This is a genomic window from Thiomonas sp. TH-17 (assembly GCF_057473305.1).
Window position 1 is genome coordinate 1 of sequence record NZ_JBYCKI010000240.1, and the last position, 16,886, is coordinate 16,886.

The window sequence follows — 16,886 nt, forward strand, 5'->3', positions numbered from 1 at the left end:
AGCCCGGGAATTTCATGATGTGAACGAACCCTCTGAAAAATTCAAATCTGGAGAGATCGGTTGCGAGTGCGTGTGGAGTATTTCAGCAGCCTGTTACGCCGCAGCCTCCTGCGCCACCCGCTGCGCGCCGAAAACGGCGCTGGTGAGCGCGTGCACCGCGGCGCGCTCGGCCTGCAGCGTGTCAGTGGCCACGCGAGCGGCGTCGGCGCCGGCCAGGCGTTCGCGGTGCTGGATGCGGCGGAGTTCGCGGTAGGCGTCGGCGGCGGGCCTTCCCACTCCGGCTGGCAGCAGGCCCAGCGCCTCGGCCATGCCGAGCAGGGCGATATTGCCGAGATCGGCGGTGAGTTGCGGGTAGTCGGCGGCGTGCGCCAGCACCAGATACTGCACGGCGAATTCGACATCGACCATGCCGCCCGCGTCGTGCTTCACATCGAACAGGCCGCTGGGGTTGGGGTGGCCGTCAGCCACTTTCTGCCGCATGGCGAGGATTTCGGTGCGCAGCGCGTCCGCATCGCGCCGGGTGGTGAGTACGGCGGCGCGGATAGCCTCGAAGCTCGCGCTGATGGCCAGATCGCCGGCGCAGCAGCGCGACCGGGTGAGCGCCTGATGTTCCCAGGTCCACGCCGTGTTGCTGCCACGGCCGCGCTGGTAGCCGTCGAACGCCTCCACGCTGGTGACCAGCAGCCCGGCATTGCCGTTGGGGCGCAGCCGGGTGTCGATCTCGAACAGCCGCCCGGCTGCGGTGTGCGCGGTGAGCCACCACACCAACTTGCGGGCGAAGGCGGCGTAAACGTCTTGCGCGTTGTCGGCGCTGTCGTCGTAGAGAAACACGATGTCGAGATCGCTGCCGTAGCCCAGTTCCTTGCCGCCGAGTTTGCCGTAGGCGATCACGGCAAAGGCGGGCTGTTCGCGGTGGCGCTGCGGCAGTTCCTTCCAGCACCACTCCAGCGCCAGTTGCACGGTGGCATCGGCCAGGGCGGAGAGTTCGTCGGCGACCTGCTCGACCTTGATGAGCCCGGCCAGGTCGCGCGACAGGGTGCGGAACATCTCGGCGTGAAAGCCTTGCCGCAACAGGTCCATGCCCTCGCCGGCATCCCAGCGTCCGCGCTCCGCCAGTTGCGCGTGGTGTTGCAGCAGCCCCAGCCGATAGTCCGCGGCGTTGAAGCGCTCGCTCGGCGGGGTGATGAGTTCGTCCACCACGGCAGGGTGGCGCTTGATGTAGTCGGCCGCCCAAGCGGAGGTTTCGAGCACATTGCACAGCCTCGCCAGCGCGGCGGGTTGCTCGGCGAAAAACGCCAGATAGGTTTCGCGCCGCCCGATGGCTTCGAGCAGATCGATGACGCGGGTCAGGCACACCTCGGCGGTGGCGCGCTCGGCGGCCATGCCGATCACCCGGTCGAGCACGCGCAGCAGCCGCAGCCGCCCGGTGTCGCTCAGCGCAGCAAAGCGCGGCGAGGCTTCGAGCGCCTTGAGGCGCGCGACGATGGCGTCGTGCGCCAAGCCGGCCTTGGCCAGCCGGTGACGCACCGCATCCATGCTTTCGGGCGGCTTGCTGCAGCCGGTGCACTGCGGGCCGTTGTGCAGCAGGGCGTCGAACTCGCTGGCGACGAATTCGCGCACATTGTCGAGTTCGCGCAGCAGCTTGCAGCCCTTGGGGCAGGCGCCTCGGCGCTGCGCGTCGTCATCGACGAACCCCATCGCCCAGGCCAGGGCGTGCAGGTCGGCGTCTTCGGAGGGCATGCTGTGGGTCTGCGCGTCGTCGAGGTATTGAATGCGATGTTCCAGGCGGCGCAGAAAGCGGTAGCTCGACGCCAGCCGTTCGGCCGCATCGGCCTGCAGCAAACCCTGCGCGACCAGTAGTTGCAGGGCGGGCAGGGTGGCACGTTCGCGAATCTGCGGCATGCGCCCGCCGCGCACCACCTGCAGCAGTTGCACGGTGAATTCGATTTCGCGGATGCCGCCCCGCCCCAGCTTGACATCGTTGGCCTTGTCGGGCCGGGCGGCGGCGCGCTTGGTGGCCTCGGCGCGAATCTGCCGGTGCAGCGCGCGCAGGGCTTCGAGCATGCCAAAGTCGAGATAGCGCCGCCAGACGAAGGGCTCGACCACGGCCGCCAGCCCCTGCGCGGCGCGCTGTGCCTGCGGCGTGTCGAGCGGCGAGACCACCCGCGACTTGAGCCAGGCAAACCGCTCCCACTCGCGCCCTTGCACCAGGAAATATTCTTCGAGCATGGCCAGGCTGACCACCGGCGGACCGCTGTCGCCGTTGGGGCGCAGCCGCGTATCAACCCGGAACACAAAGCCGTCGCCCGTGACGTCGGACAGCAAGGGCACGAAGGCGCGCACCACGCGGCCAAAGTATTCGCGGTTGCTCAGAGGCACTGCGCCATCGGTCTCGCCGTCTTCGTCGTACACGAACACCAGATCGATGTCGGACGACACATTGAGTTCGCGCCCGCCCAGCTTGCCCATGCCGACCACGAGAAACTGCGCCGCCTCGCCCGTCTCGGTGCGCGGCGCGCCAAAACGCGGCTGCAACTCGGCATGCGCCGCCCGCAACCCGGCAGCCACCACGCTTTCGGCCAGATCGCTGATGCCGATGCAGATGGCCTCCAGCGGCGCGCCCGCCAGATCGGATTCGATCAGTCGCAGCATCAGCGCATTACGCACCCGTCGCAGCACCGTGGGCAGCGGCGCGCCTGCCTGATGCAAGGCGGCGATGGCGGCATCGATCTCGCCCCGCGCGGGAATGCCCCGCGGCCAGCAAGCCAGCGCATCGTCGAACCGGCCGACATGGCGGCGATAAAAGCGTGAAAACTGCGACAACTCCATTGGGGCCATCCTGCAACTGCGATGAGGGCGGAGCATAGGCCAGCGCAGACAAGGCTGCACCGGGCCTCGCCAGTGTCTGACGCCCCAGCGCAGGAATCGATGACGCCGCGCAAATCCCGGTCATTCCGGCAGGGAACGACATGGCGTTTGACTACCATCGATTCCAACGTTTCTCTCCCTGTCTCTTCGCCTTTCCTCCCAGCGCACCCGCCTTGTCTCTGCTCCATCTTTCGCTGCGCGCCGCCACCCGCATCTGGGAGGCGGCTGTTCTGCTCGTGCTCACGGTCTATTTCGTGCTCGGCGCGGGCTTGCTGACCTTGCGCTACGCCGTGCTGCCTAATGCGCAACAGTTCCGCCCCTGGGTCGAGCAGGTCAGCAGCCAGGCGCTGGGGCTGCCGGTGCATATCGGCGCGATCCAGACGCAATGGCACGGGCTGATGCCGCAGTTCGCCCTGCACGATGTGCGCATCGACGGCCCGCAGGGTCAGCCCGCGCTGCAGTTCGCTGCCGTTGAAGCCACGCCCTCGTGGAAAAGTCTGACCCGCCTCACGCCCACCTTCGATCAACTGGTGATTCGCGGCGCCGACCTCACCGTCACCCGGCCCGACGCCAACCATCTGGAGATCGGTGGTATACGCATCGCGCTGAACAGCAGCGGCCAAAGCGACGCCGCGCAGCAGTTCGCCGACTGGCTGTTCGAGCAAAACGAAATCCTGATTCTCGATAGCCGCCTCACCTGGGTGAACGCCGCGCAGCCAGCCCCGCCGCCGGGCCACCCCAAGGCGGGGCCAGCCCCCTCGGGGGGCAGCGAGCGCATGCGAGCGTGGGGGCCAACCCCCCCCCCGCCGCTGCCGCTCACCCAGGTCAACCTGCTGTTGCGCAATACCCTGCTCACCCACCGCGCCGCGCTCACCGCCACGCCGCCGCCCGGCTTTGGCGGCCAGATCGATCTGCGCGCCAGCTTCCGCCAACCGTTCTTTCTGCGTCATACCGCCGATTTTTCGCGCTGGAAGGGCACGCTGTACGGCGAGGCATCCGATGTCGATCTCGCCGCGCTGCAGCCCCAGTTGCCGCTGACCCTGCCCGCCACCACGCAGACCGGACGCGGCTCAGTGCGCGCCTGGGCGCAGCTCGACGACGGCGCGCCCACCGCCTTCACCGCCGATCTGGCGCTGCGCGGCGTCGCCCTGCAGCTCGCGCCCGGCAAGACCTCCGGCCCTTTGCCGACCGCCTTACCCTCCTCATTACCCCCCTTTGCTCTTGATACTCTATCCACCCGCATGACCTGGGCGCCGCTGCCCGGTGGCGAAAACGCCAGTCTGCAGAACCTGCAGTTCCGCACCGCGCAAGGCCAAAGCCTGGTGCCCGTCACCATCGACTGGCAGTGGCAGCAGCCCAAGGGCGGCGCCACGCAGGCGCGGCTGCAGACCGGCGCACTCGATCTGGGCACGCTCTCGGCCCTGGCGCAGCGCCTGCCCCTGCCCGCGCTGTGGCACGCGCGGCTGGCCGCGCTGCAGCCGCAGGGCCGCATCGCCGCGTTCACCGCGCAGGCGAGCTGGCCCAAGGGCGTGGCGCCCACCGGCCTGCCTCCGAGCTATCAACTGCAAACCCAGTTTGCCGACCTGCGCTGGAACAGCCCGGCAGGCAGCGGAGAGCGCACGCCCCCGGCCAACCCCCGCCCCCTGATCGACCGGGGCAAGGCGGCGGCAAAGGCGCTGCAACTCCCGGCCGATCTGCCCGGCGTCAGCGGACTTTCGGGCACGCTCAGCGCCTCGCAGCAAGGCGGCAAGGCGCAAATCCAGCTCAGCCGCGGCGGCGCGCTCGATCTGCCCCTGATCTACGCCCCGGCCCGGCTGGGCTTCGACACCCTGCGCGCCGACCTCGACTGGAAGCGCGACAAAGCCGGGCAGTGGCAGATCAGCACCCAGCGCTTTGATTTCGCCAACGCCGATGCGGCGGGCCAGGCCACGCTGAGCTGGCGCGGCGCGGCCAAAGGCATGGGCAGCATCGACCTGCAGGGGCAGCTCAGCCGCGCCGACGCGCGCGCGGTGTGGCGCTATCTGCCCATCGACATTCCCCTGCACACCCGCGACTACCTGCGCAGCGCCATCGCCGCGGGCAGTGCGCGCCAGGTTGATTTTTCGGTCAAAGGCCGGCTCGAAGATTTTCCTTTCGACACTCCGGCCAAGGGAGGCACGTTTCAGGTGAACGCGCAGATCGAGAACGGCGTCTTCAACTACGCGCCGCGCGGCCTGTTGCCGCCAGGGCAGACCGCCAGCGCCGCCACCGTGCACGCCAACGCCAAATGGCCGGAATTCACCCAGGTCAAAGGCCAGCTGCTCATCACCTCGCACAGCCTCGAAGTGCGCAACGCCTCGGCCCAGGCGTATGGCGCGCGGCTCAGCGCGGTCAATGGCAGCCTGCCCAGTTTCAACCACGGCGTGCTGAGCATCAGCGGCAAGGCGCAGGCGCCCGCCAGCGATGCGCTGCGCTACCTGCTCGACAGCCCGATCAACCGGCAACTCGGCGGCGTGTTCGACCACGTTCAGGCGCAGGGGCCGATGGCGCTCGACATCGCCCTCAAGCTCCCGCTCGACGACATGGAGGCCGCCACCCTCAAGGGGCAGGCCACGCTGCAAGGCGTGGACGTGCTGTGGAGCCGCGATCTGCCCCGGTTCAACCAGGTGCGCGGCACGGTCGATTTCACGCACGGCGGCTTCAACCTGGCGCTGAATGCCCCCAATGTGCTGGGCGGTGCGGTCAGCCTGCGCGGCGGCCAGCCAGTGGGCGAGCCGCTGCAATTGCAGGCCAGCGGCAGCTTCAGCAGCGCCGGGCTGCGCGCCGCCCAGCCGGAGTGGATGCAGACCCTCGGCAAAGTCTTGCAGGGCCAGTCCACCTACACCTTGCGCATCACCCAGCCGCGCGGCGGCGCCAGCCCCGCGGAGCCCACGCTGGAACTGCGCAGCAATCTGGTGGGCGTCGCCATCAACCTGCCGCCGCCGCTGGGCAAACCCGCAGACGCGCCCGAGTCGCTGCTCTACACCCGCATCCCGCTGCCCGCCGCCCCGAATGGCGGGCGCCGCAATACGGTGCAGATCGACCTGGGCGGCATTGCCCGCGCCCGCTACGCGCTGGAAGAGCCGCCGCCCGCGCCAACGGGCTCTAGCGCGTCGGCAGACGATTTCCGCGTGCTCAGCGGCGCACTGGCCATCGGCCCGCAGGCCGCGCTGCCGCAACCCGCTTCGGGCGTGCAGGCCAATGTGCAACTGCCGCTGCTCGATCTCGACGCCTGGGAGGCCGCGATCAAACCCCTGCTGCCCGATACCTCGGCGCAGACGCCCGTGGTGTTTCGCGCGAACAGTGATCGCGGGCTGATCGGGCTGCTGCCCACCACCGCAGCGCTCGACATCGGCCGGCTCACGCTGATGCACCGTGTGATCAATCAGGTCGTGGTCGGCGGCAGCCGCAGCGGCGATCTGCTGCAGGCCAATGTGAACTCGCGCCAGATGTCGGGCTATATCGGCTGGCAGATCGGCAGCGGCAACAACCCCGGCACCCTGAGCGCCCGGCTGGCGCGGCTGGAACTGCCCAAATCGAGTGACTCCGACGTGGAAAACCTGCTCGACGAACAGCCCAAGAGCATTCCCGCGCTGGACATCGTGGCCGACAACGTCGATCTGCACGGCCACCACTTCACCCGTCTCGAAGTGCAGGCCGTCAACCGCGGCCGGGTCGATGGCAGCAAGGTGTGGCAGCTCACCCACTTCCAGCTCGCCGCGCCCGGTGGCGTGCTCACCGGCAGCGGCGCCTGGTCCACCCTGGGCACGCAGCTCACCGTGCCCGGCAGCGCCGATTCCGCCTCGCCCGCGCGGCGCACCGCCATGCAGTTCAAGCTCGCCATTCATGACGCCGGCAGTCTGCTCGCCACCCTGGGCAAACCCGGTCTGCTCAAAGGCGGCAAGGGCGACATCACCGGCAACCTGGCCTGGCTGGGCTCACCGCTGAGTCTCGACTTTCCCAGTATGGACGGGCAGTTCAAGCTGCAGCTCGGGCAGGGGCAATTTCTCAAGGCCGACCCTGGCATCGCCAAGCTGCTGGGCGTGCTCAGTCTGCAAAGCCTGCCGCGCCGCTTCACCCTCGATTTCCGCGACCTGTTCTCGTCCGGCTTCTCCTTCGACAAGGTCGATGCCGACGTGGACGTGGCCAGCGGCATCGCCACCACCCGCGACTTCCGCATGAGCGGCGTGGCCGCTTCGGTGCGCATCGAAGGCAGCGCCAACCTGGCCGCCGAAACGCAGAATCTGCGCGTCGTCGTCGTGCCCAACATCAACGCCGGCGCGGCCTCGCTGGCCTATGCCCTGATCAACCCCGTCATCGGTCTGGGCACTTTCCTGGCGCAATACATCGCCCGCGAACCCCTGGCGCGCGCCTTCACCCATGTGTACGACATCACCGGCACCTGGCTCACCCCCATCGTCACCGAAGCCTCGCTGAACGCCCCCAAACCCGCAGACGCCACGCCAGCCACGCCCTGACGTAAGCTGGGGCCGTCCACCGCCTCACTGCACGCCGCCATGAAAATCGCCGCTCTTCAAATGGTTTCCGGCACCTCCGTTGCCGCCAACCTGCATCGTGCCCAAAGCCTGCTCGAACAGGCCGCGGCCCAAGGCGCCCGCCTCGCCGTACTGCCCGAATACTTCTGCCTCATGGGCCAGACCGATGCCGACAAGGTGCGCGTGCGCGAAACGCCCGGCAGCGGCCCCATCCAAGACTTTCTCGCCAGCACCGCCCGCCGCCTCGGCCTGTGGGTGGTCGGCGGCACCCTGCCGCTCGAAAGCCCCGACCCCAGCCGCGTACTGAACTCCACCCTGGTGTTCAACCCCGCGGGCGAACTGGCCGCGCGCTACGACAAAATGCACCTGTTCGCCTTCCAGCGCGGCGCCGAGCGCTACGCCGAAGCCGACAGCATCACCCCTGGCGCTCAGCCCGTGGCGTTCGACTGCGAAGGCTGGCGCATCGGCCTGACCATCTGCTACGACCTGCGCTTTCCCGAGCTGTTCCGGGCGCTATCGCAGCCCGCCCCTGCCGCCGGGCCGCCCCAAGGCGGGGGCAGCCCCCTCGGGGAGCAGCGAGCAAACGCGAGCGTGGGGGCCGTCCATCCCTGCGATCTGTTCCTGCTGCCCGCCGCGTTCACCCACACCACCGGCGAGAAACATTGGGAAGTGCTGCTGCGCGCCCGCGCCATCGAAAACCTCGCCTACGTCGTCGGCAGCGCGCAGGGCGGCGTGCACGAAAACGGCCGTCGCACCTGGGGCCACAGCATGATCATCGACCCCTGGGGCGAAGTGCTCGCGATGCAGGCCGAAGGCGAGGCCGTGGTCACCGCCACCCTCGACCGCGACCGCATCACCAGACACCGCGAAAGCCTGCCCGCGCTGGGGCATCGGGTGGTGTGACTTGGGTGATGCCCAAGCGCTGCGGATGGTTCAATAAGCCGCGACGCGAAACTCGCCGATCACTCTCTGGACTTGTTTTCGATGCGCCGCGGGCTGTTGCGCGTGGACAGGGCGATTTCGAGGGCGGTTTCCAGGCGGATGACGCGCTCGGTGAGTTGCTCGATTTTCTGCTGCTGAGTGACCACGGTGGAGGCGAGGCGCTCGACTTTGTCGTTCATCTTGATCACGGTGGTGAGCGCCGTCCAGAGTTTTTCGGTCACGCCCATGATCAGGCTCCGGCGGAGCGGCGTTTGCGCGCGGCGGGGGCTGGGGCGTGCTGCTGCTCCATTGTGCTGATGCGGCGCTCGGAGGCGGCAACGGCTTCGAGGGCGGCGTCGAGGGCGCGTTCGGCCTGAATGGCGCTGCGGGTGATCTGCTCGGCGATGGCGTCGAACTGACGGGCGTCGTGCGCGGGGTCGTAGGCGGCGGCGGCGCGGCGCAAGTATTCGGCCATCGACATGCCCGCGGCCTCGGCCTCGCGGGCGATGCGGGCTTTCTCCTGCGCGGTCACGAGGATGGGGATGCGTTCGGTCACGATGGCCATGTCGGTTCTCCTGCAGCGCTGCCGGGGCAGCTCGAACGCATCATAGGCCGCTTGTCGGGGCGCTCAACCCCGCATCACGGCCTCGATATCGGCCACGGTTTTGGGGGCGGCAGCGGTGAGTACCTCGCAGGGCTGGCCGCCGCCGCGCACGGCGATATCGTCTTCGATGCGGATGCCGATGCCGTGGAATTCGGCGGGCAGGTCGTCGGCCGCGCGCACGTACAAACCCGGCTCGATGGTGAGCACCATGGCGTCGCGCAGGAGGCGCGCGGGGCGCTTGCGGCTGCCGTCGGGCTGGATTTCGAGGGCCTCGCCCGGCTCGGCGTAGTCGCCGCAGTCGTGCACGTCCATGCCCATCCAGTGGCTGGTTCGGTGCATATAGAAGCGCTTGTAGGCGCCGGTGGCGATGACGGCGTCCGCATCGGGGGCGGCGTCGCGCGCAATCAGGCCATGATCGAGCAGGCCCTGCGCCAGAATGCGCAAGGCGGCGTCGTGCGGGTCGGTGAAGCGGGCGCCTTCGATGCTGGCTTCGAGCGCGGCCGATTGCGCGGCCAGCACCACGTCGTACAGCGCGCGCTGCGGGCCGGTGAAGCGGCCGTCGGCGGGGAAGGTGCGGGTGATGTCGCTGGCGTAGCCGTCGAGCTCGCAGGCGGCGTCGATCAGTACCAGGTCGCCCGCGCGCACCGGGGCGTCGCTGGCGCGGTAGTGCAGCACGCAGGCATTGGCGCCTGCGGCGACGATGGAGCCATAGGCCGGGGCTTGCGACCCGCCCTGGCGGAAGGTGTGGAGCAGTTCGGCTTCGAGGTGGTATTCGCGCAGCCCTTGCTGCGGCGGCTGGCGCAGGCCACGGCTGCTGGCCTGCATGGCGCGAATATGGCCTTGCGCGGAGATGGCCGAGGCGCGACGAATGACGTCAAGCTCGTAAGCGTCTTTGAACAGCCGCATGTCGTCGAGGATGGCGCACAGATCGTGCTGGGTGCGCGGCGCGGTGACGCCGGCACGGGCCTGGGCGCGCACGGCCGCCAGCCAGCGTTCCACCTGGGTCTCCAGCCCCGCCTGGACAGCGAAGGGCCACCACACGGCGGGCTGGTCGGCGAGCAGCTTGGGCAGCTCGGCGTCGAGGCTGTTGATGGACAGCGCGGCGTCGAAGCCGAAGGCCTCGCGCGCGGCGTCTGGGCCCCAGCGGAAGCCGTCCCAGATTTCGCGCTCCACGTCCTTGTCGCGGCAAAACAGCACGCTGCGGCTGCTGCCCGAGGCGGTCACCTGCAGCACCAGCAGGCTGTGCGGCTCGGTGAAGCCGGTGAGGTAGTAGAAATAGCTGTCGTGACGGTAGGGATAGTCGGCGTCGCGGTTGCGCAGGGCCTCGGGTGCGGTGGGCAGCAGGGCCACGCCGCCGCCCGCGGCGGCGAGCTGGCGCACGACTTCAGCGCGGCGGGTGGCGCAGCGGACGAGCAGATTGGAATCGGGCATGGGGAGCAAAAAAGAGTGGGCTGGTGAAAGCCTAGTTCACTCCGCGCAATTGCGCATCCAGCGCGGCCCATTGTTCGGGCGTGCCGACGTTGTGCCAGGGGCCGCTGAACACTTCGCCGCTCACCCGTCCGGCATCGGCCGCGCCATAGAGCCAGGGAAACAGCTTCCAGGCCTGCGCCCGGGGCTGCCCCGCGAACAGCGCGGGATGAAACACGCCAATATTGCCGTAGTTCAGCCGCGCGCCCTCGCGCCGGATGCGGCCCTGGGCGTCCAGCGCCATGTCGCCGCCGCGGTTGTGCTCGGGGTTGGGGGTGAGCACGAGATGCGCCGCGGTGTGCTGCGGGTCGGCAGCGATCTGTCGCGCCACCCGGTGCAGGCTGGCGTAGTCGAATGGGGTGTAGATGTCGGCGCTGACGACGAGGAAGGGAGCCGTACCGAGAAGGGGCAGGGCGGTGGCGATGCCGCCGCCCGTTTCATAGGCCTGCGCTGGCTCCGCGGAGTAGCGCAGGCACACGCCCCAGGCCGCGCCATCGCCCAGCGCGGCGGGAATCTTCTCGCCCAGCCAGCCGGTGTTGATGACGATGTCGCGCCAACCGCCCGCGGCCAGCCGTTCGATCTGCCAAACGATCAGCGGTTTGCCGCCCACGGGCAGAAGGGGCTTGGGGCTCACGTCGGTGAGGGGGCGCATGCGCTCACCTCGTCCCGCCGCAAGAATCATGGCGCGCAGGGTCAGGCTGCTCACGTTCAGAAGGTGTAGCCGACCAGCGGACTGCGTTGCTCGATCTGGTCGAGCAGTTGCAGCAGCGGTTTGAAAGCGCCGTAGCGCGCCGCCACCAGACGGGTGTGTTGCAGCACCACGGGCAGGTCGCCGAGGTACTGCGCCTTGCCGTCGCGGTGGTGCAGCCGCGCGAAGATACCCAGCACCTTGAGCGCGCGCTGCAGCCCCATCCAGTCGAGGTCGCGATAGAAGTCGGCGGCGTCGGGCGCCACCGGCAGCCCGGCCTTGCGGGCGCGCTCCCAGTAACGGATGGCCCAGTCGAGCTGCTGCTCTTCGGGCCAGGCGATGTAGGCGTCGCGCAGCAGCGAAACCAGGTCGTAGGTGATAGGGCCGATCACCGCATCCTGAAAATCGAGCACGCCGGGATTGCGCTGTGCGGTCACCATCAGATTGCGGCTGTGCCAGTCGCGGTGCACCAGCACCTGCGGCTGCGCCAGGTTGTTGGCGATCAGCGCCGCGAAAATGCCCTGCAGCGCGACGCGTTGCGCGTCGGTCAGGAGATGGCCGTGGTGTTTCAGCACGAACCATTCCGGGAACAGATCGAGCTCACGCTGCAGCAGGGCCGCGTCGTAAACCGGCACGACGCCCGCGCCGTCAATGCGCTGCAGCGTGACCAGCGCGCCGAGCGCGTCGCGCATCAGGCTATCGGCGCGCTCGGGCTGGGCGACGATGGCCTGCAGATAGGTGGTCTGCCCCAGATCGGTGAGCAACAAAAAACCCTGCGCCACGTCTTGCTCCAGCACCTGCGGCGCCTGCACGCCGCCTTCGGCCAGCAGTTGGGCGACGCGCACGAAGGGCCGCACGTTTTCCATCGGCGGCGGCGCGTCCATCACAATCAGCGAACCGCCCGCCGCCTGAACACGGAAGTAGCGGCGGAAGCTGGCGTCGCTGGAAGCGGGCTGCAGACTCTCAAGCTGTAACTGGTGCGCCAGGGCGATGTCCTGCAACCAATGTTGCAGGGCCTGGGCGCGGGCGTTGGGGTCGGTGGCGAACATGGAATGGGATAGAAAAGACAGGAAGAATGGCCTCCCTATAATCCGCTGGCATTTTAGGCACCGTTGCGCGGCCCGAATCTATCGACTGGCCGGGCGATCCGCCGCGGTCCGCCGTTACAAGCCCGCCCTCCCACCTGATCCCCGTGCCTTTTCCCCCGCCGTCCCGCCGCCTTCCGCGCCTCACTCTGCTGATGCTGGCGCTCGCGCTGGGCTGGGATGCGGCGGCGCAGGCGCAAGAGGCGGTGCCAGCCTCCGCCCCGCTGCAGCTCACGCCCAGTCTGGATCTGCTGCCTCACCTGCCCACCGAGGCGCAGGCTTTCGAGCCGCTGTTCGTCATCGCCGACAAAATTACCGGGCAGAACAATATCTATGTCCACGCCACCGGCGACGTGCAACTGCGCAAGCACAGCATCGTGATCAAGACCGACCGCCTGCGCTACTACTTTGTCGAGAACGAGGCCGTGGCCAACGGCAACGTGCGGGTCTTGCGCGACGGCAATCTGTTCACCGGCCCGGCGCTGCGTATGCAGCTCGACACCTACCGCGGCCAGATGCCCGACGCCGACTATTACTTTCGCGTCACGCAGGGACACGGCCACGCCGACAACATCGACTTTCTCGGACGCGATCACCTCAAGGCCGACAACGCCACCTACACCACCTGCACCGCCAGCCCGGTGGACTGGTTCGTGCAGGCCACGCATCTCGATCTCAATTTGGCCGACAACACCGGCGTGGCGCGCGACGCCCGCGTGGTGTTCAAGGGCGCCACCATCCTGCCGCTGCCCTACGCCAGCTTTCCGCTGAGCGATGCGCGCAAGTCCGGCTGGCTGCCGCCCACGCTGGGCGTGGACAGCCGCAACGGCATCGACCTCGCGGTGCCCTACTACTGGAACATCGCGCCCAATTACGACGCCACGCTCACGCCGCGGGTCATTCTGCGTCGCGGCTTCATGGGCAGCGTGGCCACGCGCTGGCTGCAGCCGAACTACTCGGGCAAGAGCCAGTTCGACCTGCTGCCCTCCGACAGCAGCGACAGCGGCAACAGTCGCTGGGCCGGCTATGTACAGCAGAACGGCGGGCTCGGTCACGGCCTGAGCTACGCGGTGAATTACCAGCAGGTGTCCGACGACAACTGGTGGCAGGACTTCGGCGGCGTCAACCCGGTCATCGGCTCCAACCGTACCCTGCCGCAGCAAGGCAGCCTCACCTACGGTCTGCCACTGGGCTATATGCAGCTCAGCGTGAACCGCTGGCAGACCCTGCAGAACGCCGCGGCTCCGATTGGCGTGCCGTACAACCAGCAGCCGCAGCTCTACACCCATTTGCAAAGCGCGAACTACAACGGCCTGAGCTGGCAGTTCGACTCGGCGCTGACCCGGTTCACCAACCCCACGGCAATTTCGGGCGACCGGTTCTACCTCAACCCGCAGCTCAGCTATCCGGTGGTGCGTCCCGGAGGCTTTATCACGCCCAAGCTATCGTTCAACTTCACCCGCTACGTCACCGACACGTCCATGGCGGGCGGCGCCACCACCGCCGACCGTTCGGTGCCCACCTTCAGCCTCGACAGCGGCCTGGTGTTCGAACGCCCCGCCTCGCTGTTCGGCCGCGCACTCACGCAGACCCTGGAGCCGCGGCTGTATTACGTCTACACGCCTTATCGCAACCAGCAGAACCTGCCGAATTTCGACAGCGCCGACCTCGACCTGAATCTGTCGACCATCTACACCGACAACGTGTTTTCGGGCAATGACCGCATCGCCGACGCCAACAACCTCACCGGCGGCGTCACCTCGCGCCTGCTCGATCCGCAGACCGGCGTCGAACTCGGGCGGCTCACCCTGGCGCAACGCGTGCTGTTCGCGCCGCAGCGCGTTGTGCTCAGCGGCAACCCCATTCCTGCCGGGCTGAACGACACCTTCGCCCTGGCCAGCGCCAACCTCAGCACGCACTGGAGCGCGGAGGCCGCACTGCAATACAACATGCGGCTCAAGCAAAGCCAGCAGATCGCCGCGGGCGCGCGCTGGTCACCCGGCCCGTATAAAACCATCAGCACCAGCTACCTTTACCAAAGCGCCGCATCGGGCCAGATTCCGCTGCGCTACGTCAATACGGCGTGGCAGTGGCAGCTCAGCCCGCGCTGGTATTCGGTGGGACAGGCCAACTACAGCATTCTCGACAAGCGCTTCAACGACGGTCTGCTGGGCTTCGAGTACGACGGCGGTTGCTGGATCGGACGCATCGTGCTGCAACGCAACTCGCTCACCCAGGCCACGGCCTATACCCGCATCCTTTTCCAGCTCGAACTCGTCGGTTTTTCCCGGCTGGGCAACAATCCCCTGTCGGCGCTCAAGCAAAATATCCCCGGCTATCAGATCCTCAAGCAATCCAACGCGCCCCCGAGCCGTTTTGCCAACTATGAATAAGACTCTTCCGCCACGCGCCCTGCTGGTAACGATGCTGGCCTCCCTGGCCGTCTGTGCGCAGGCGCAGGGTTTACGGCTGCCTCCCGGCTCTGGGGGCGGTTTGTCGGCTCCCGCGGCGGGTGCGACCACCGCCCCGCCGATGGCGGCGCCGCCCGCGCTGCCCTCCACCTTCAGCAGTGCGCGCACCAGCGACGGCATCGCCGCCATCGTGGGCAATCAGGTCATCACCGATTACGACCTGCAGCTGCGGGTCGAAGCCACGCGCCAGCAGGCGCAGGCCGCTGGCGCCACCCTGCCGTCAGCAGCGCAGTTGCGCAGCCAGGTGCTCAACCAGATGATCGACGAACTGGCGCTGGCGCAATATGCCGAGCAGATGGGCATGGGCGTCAACCAGGACACCCTCGACCGCGCCGTCGCCCAGGTGGCGAGCAACAACAAACTGACCGTGCCCGAACTGCGCAGCGCCATCGAGCAAGAGGGCATGGGCTGGACCACTTACCGCGATCAGCTCGAGCGCGAAATTCTCATCAGCCGGGTGCGCGAGCGCAGCATGGCGCAACTGCCCACGATTTCCGAGAGCCAGATCGACGAGTTCCTGGCCAAACAGGACGCTGCCGCCGCCAGCCCGCAGGCCGCCTACGAGATCGCGCAGATCTTTCTGCCGGTGGCGCAAAACGCCACCGACGCGCAGGTCGCCGCCGTCAAGCAGAAAATCGACGCCATCGACGCCAAGCTGAAAGCCGGCGCCGATTTCGCCCAGCTCGCCACGCAAGACTCTCTGGGCGAAGGCGCCAAGCACGGCGGCAACCTGGGCATGCGCCCGGCCAACCGCCTGCCCACGCTGTTCATCGACACCGTGCGTAACCTGCAGCCTGGGCAGATCAGCCCCGTCATTCGCAGCGCGGCCGGGTTTCACATCCTGAAGCTGCTGCAGGTCAGCGGCGAGACAGCCGCACCCACCACGGCCATGCAAAGCGAGGTGCGCGAAATCGTGCTGAGCGCGGGCACCGACGCGCAGCGCATTCGCGCCAAGGCTGAGCTGGGCTCCATCGCGCAGGCGGTTCAGTCGGGCAAGGTGCAGTTCAGCGAAAAGGCCCGCGAACTTTCGCAAGACCCCGCAACGGCGGCCAAGGGCGGCGCGCTGGGCTGGGTATTGCCCGGGCAGCTCGACCCCGTGCTCGATACTGCGCTGCAGCGGCTCAATCCGGGCGACGTGTCTGCGCCCATCGTCATGGGCAACAAGGTCGTGCTGCTGCAACTGCTTGACCGCGCGGTGCGACCGCTCGAAGCATCGCAAAAGCGAGCACTGGCGCGCGAAGTGCTGCAACGCCAAAAGGCCGCAGAAGACTTCGATGAGCTGGTGCGCGACGTGCGCGCCCGCACCTATGTGCACATTCCGGAAAATGACTGATCGGCGCATCAGACTGGGCGCCACGGCATGAAGCGCCCGCCCGCCCGGCCGCGCGGGGCGGCGCAGACCACGCATGTGGCGCGCAAGCGCTTCGGCCAGCATTTCCTCATCGATCAGCAGATCATCCAGGGCATTGTTGACTGCATCAACCCGCAGGCTGGGGAGCGCCTGGTGGAAATCGGCCCCGGCCTGGGCGCCTTGACGCTCGCGCTCTTGCAGCGCATTCCCCGTCTGGCCGCCGTCGAAATCGACCGCGACCTCGCCGCGCGCTGGCGCAGATTAGCGCCCGATACGGTGGAACTGATCGAGGCCGACGCGCTCGACTTCAACTTCGCCAGCCTGGGCGCCGATCTGCGTCTGGTTGGCAATCTGCCCTACAACATTTCCACGCCGCTGCTATTTCATCTCATGGATGTGGCCGAGCAGGTTCGCGATCAGCACTTCATGCTGCAGAAAGAGGTGATCGACCGCATGGTGGCTGCTCCGGGTGGGCGCGATTTCGGCCGACTGTCGGTCATGCTGCAGTGGCGCTATCGCATGGTCAATCTGCTCGATGTGCCGCCCGAAGCCTTCGATCCGCCGCCCAAGGTCGATTCCGCCGTGGTTCGCATGACCCCGCTGCCCGTGCAGGAATTGCCGCGGATCGACCGCAAACTGCTTTCCGCCCTGGTGACCGCCGCGTTCTCCCAGCGCCGCAAATTACTGCGGCACAGCCTGGGGCCCTGGCTCGACACGCAAGGCTATGCCGGCGACTTCGATCTGCAGCGCCGTGCCGAGGAAGTCAGCACGACCGAGTACATCGCGCTGGCTCAGTCGCTTCCGTCGTCGCCGTAAAAAATAAATGGCGCAAGACAAAACGCGTCTTGCGCCACCTCCAGCACTGCAGGAAAAGATCAGGCAGGGCTCAAACCACGAGCTGCGCCCAAGCCCCTTCC

The 16,886-nt window shown here is 67.8% G+C and carries 11 protein-coding genes; 5 read left to right on the forward strand and 6 right to left on the reverse strand.

Annotated elements, in window-relative coordinates:
• Window positions 1–93 precede the first annotated feature (93 nt).
• Window positions 94–2,829 carry a bifunctional [glutamate--ammonia ligase]-adenylyl-L-tyrosine phosphorylase/[glutamate--ammonia-ligase] adenylyltransferase gene (gene glnE / locus AC2VLV_RS14010; RefSeq protein ID WP_486990562.1) on the reverse strand — a complete coding sequence of 912 codons (2,736 nt, stop codon included), beginning with the start codon at window positions 2,827–2,829 and terminating at the stop codon, window positions 94–96.
• Between the two features lie 212 nt (window positions 2,830–3,041).
• Between glnE and AC2VLV_RS14015 the strand changes: the two genes are divergently transcribed.
• Both AC2VLV_RS14015 and AC2VLV_RS14020 read left to right on the forward strand, forming a co-directional pair.
• Window positions 3,042–7,364 (forward strand): YhdP family phospholipid transporter, encoded by a 4,323-nt coding sequence (locus AC2VLV_RS14015; protein ID WP_486990563.1) that lies wholly within the window; start codon window positions 3,042–3,044, stop codon window positions 7,362–7,364.
• A 39-nt stretch (window positions 7,365–7,403) separates the two neighbouring features.
• On the forward strand, window positions 7,404–8,285 hold the full coding sequence (locus AC2VLV_RS14020; RefSeq protein ID WP_486990564.1) for a carbon-nitrogen hydrolase family protein: 882 nt from the start codon (window positions 7,404–7,406) through the stop codon (window positions 8,283–8,285).
• Between the two features lie 59 nt (window positions 8,286–8,344).
• Here AC2VLV_RS14020 and AC2VLV_RS14025 read toward each other — a convergent pair whose 3' ends face one another.
• From AC2VLV_RS14025 to AC2VLV_RS14045, 5 genes are all read right to left on the reverse strand, one after another.
• Window positions 8,345–8,551 carry a hypothetical protein gene (locus AC2VLV_RS14025; RefSeq protein ID WP_486990565.1) on the reverse strand — a complete coding sequence of 69 codons (207 nt, stop codon included), beginning with the start codon at window positions 8,549–8,551 and terminating at the stop codon, window positions 8,345–8,347.
• A 2-nt stretch (window positions 8,552–8,553) separates the two neighbouring features.
• Window positions 8,554–8,868 carry a plasmid mobilization protein gene (locus AC2VLV_RS14030; protein WP_486990566.1) on the reverse strand — a complete coding sequence of 105 codons (315 nt, stop codon included), beginning with the start codon at window positions 8,866–8,868 and terminating at the stop codon, window positions 8,554–8,556.
• A gap of 63 nt (window positions 8,869–8,931) precedes the next feature.
• A complete protein-coding gene (locus AC2VLV_RS14035) occupies window positions 8,932–10,338 on the reverse strand; it encodes an aminopeptidase P N-terminal domain-containing protein (protein ID WP_486990567.1) in 1,407 nt (468 codons plus the stop codon).
• 31 nt (window positions 10,339–10,369) lie between these two features.
• Window positions 10,370–11,056, reverse strand: a complete 687-nt coding sequence (gene murU, locus AC2VLV_RS14040; protein WP_486990584.1) for an N-acetylmuramate alpha-1-phosphate uridylyltransferase MurU — start codon at window positions 11,054–11,056, stop codon at window positions 10,370–10,372.
• A gap of 26 nt (window positions 11,057–11,082) precedes the next feature.
• A complete protein-coding gene (locus AC2VLV_RS14045) occupies window positions 11,083–12,111 on the reverse strand; it encodes an aminoglycoside phosphotransferase family protein (RefSeq protein ID WP_486990568.1) in 1,029 nt (342 codons plus the stop codon).
• Between the two features lie 143 nt (window positions 12,112–12,254).
• On the opposite strand from AC2VLV_RS14045, the gene AC2VLV_RS14050 reads away from it, so the two are divergent.
• Genes AC2VLV_RS14050 through rsmA form a run of 3 tightly spaced genes read left to right on the forward strand, consistent with a single transcriptional unit; the run spans window position 12,255 to window position 16,785 of the window.
• Entirely contained in the window at window positions 12,255–14,540 is a 2,286-nt protein-coding gene (locus tag AC2VLV_RS14050) for an LPS-assembly protein LptD (RefSeq protein WP_486990569.1), read from the forward strand.
• Entirely contained in the window at window positions 14,533–15,951 is a 1,419-nt protein-coding gene (locus AC2VLV_RS14055; RefSeq protein WP_486990570.1) for a peptidylprolyl isomerase, read from the forward strand. Before AC2VLV_RS14050 ends, AC2VLV_RS14055 begins: the two co-directional genes overlap by 8 nt.
• Before the next feature lie 27 nt (window positions 15,952–15,978).
• Window positions 15,979–16,785: a 16S rRNA (adenine(1518)-N(6)/adenine(1519)-N(6))-dimethyltransferase RsmA gene (gene rsmA / locus AC2VLV_RS14060; RefSeq protein ID WP_486990571.1), complete on the forward strand. Its 807-nt coding sequence runs from the start codon at window positions 15,979–15,981 to the stop codon at window positions 16,783–16,785.
• Window positions 16,786–16,886: the final 101 nt, after the last annotated feature.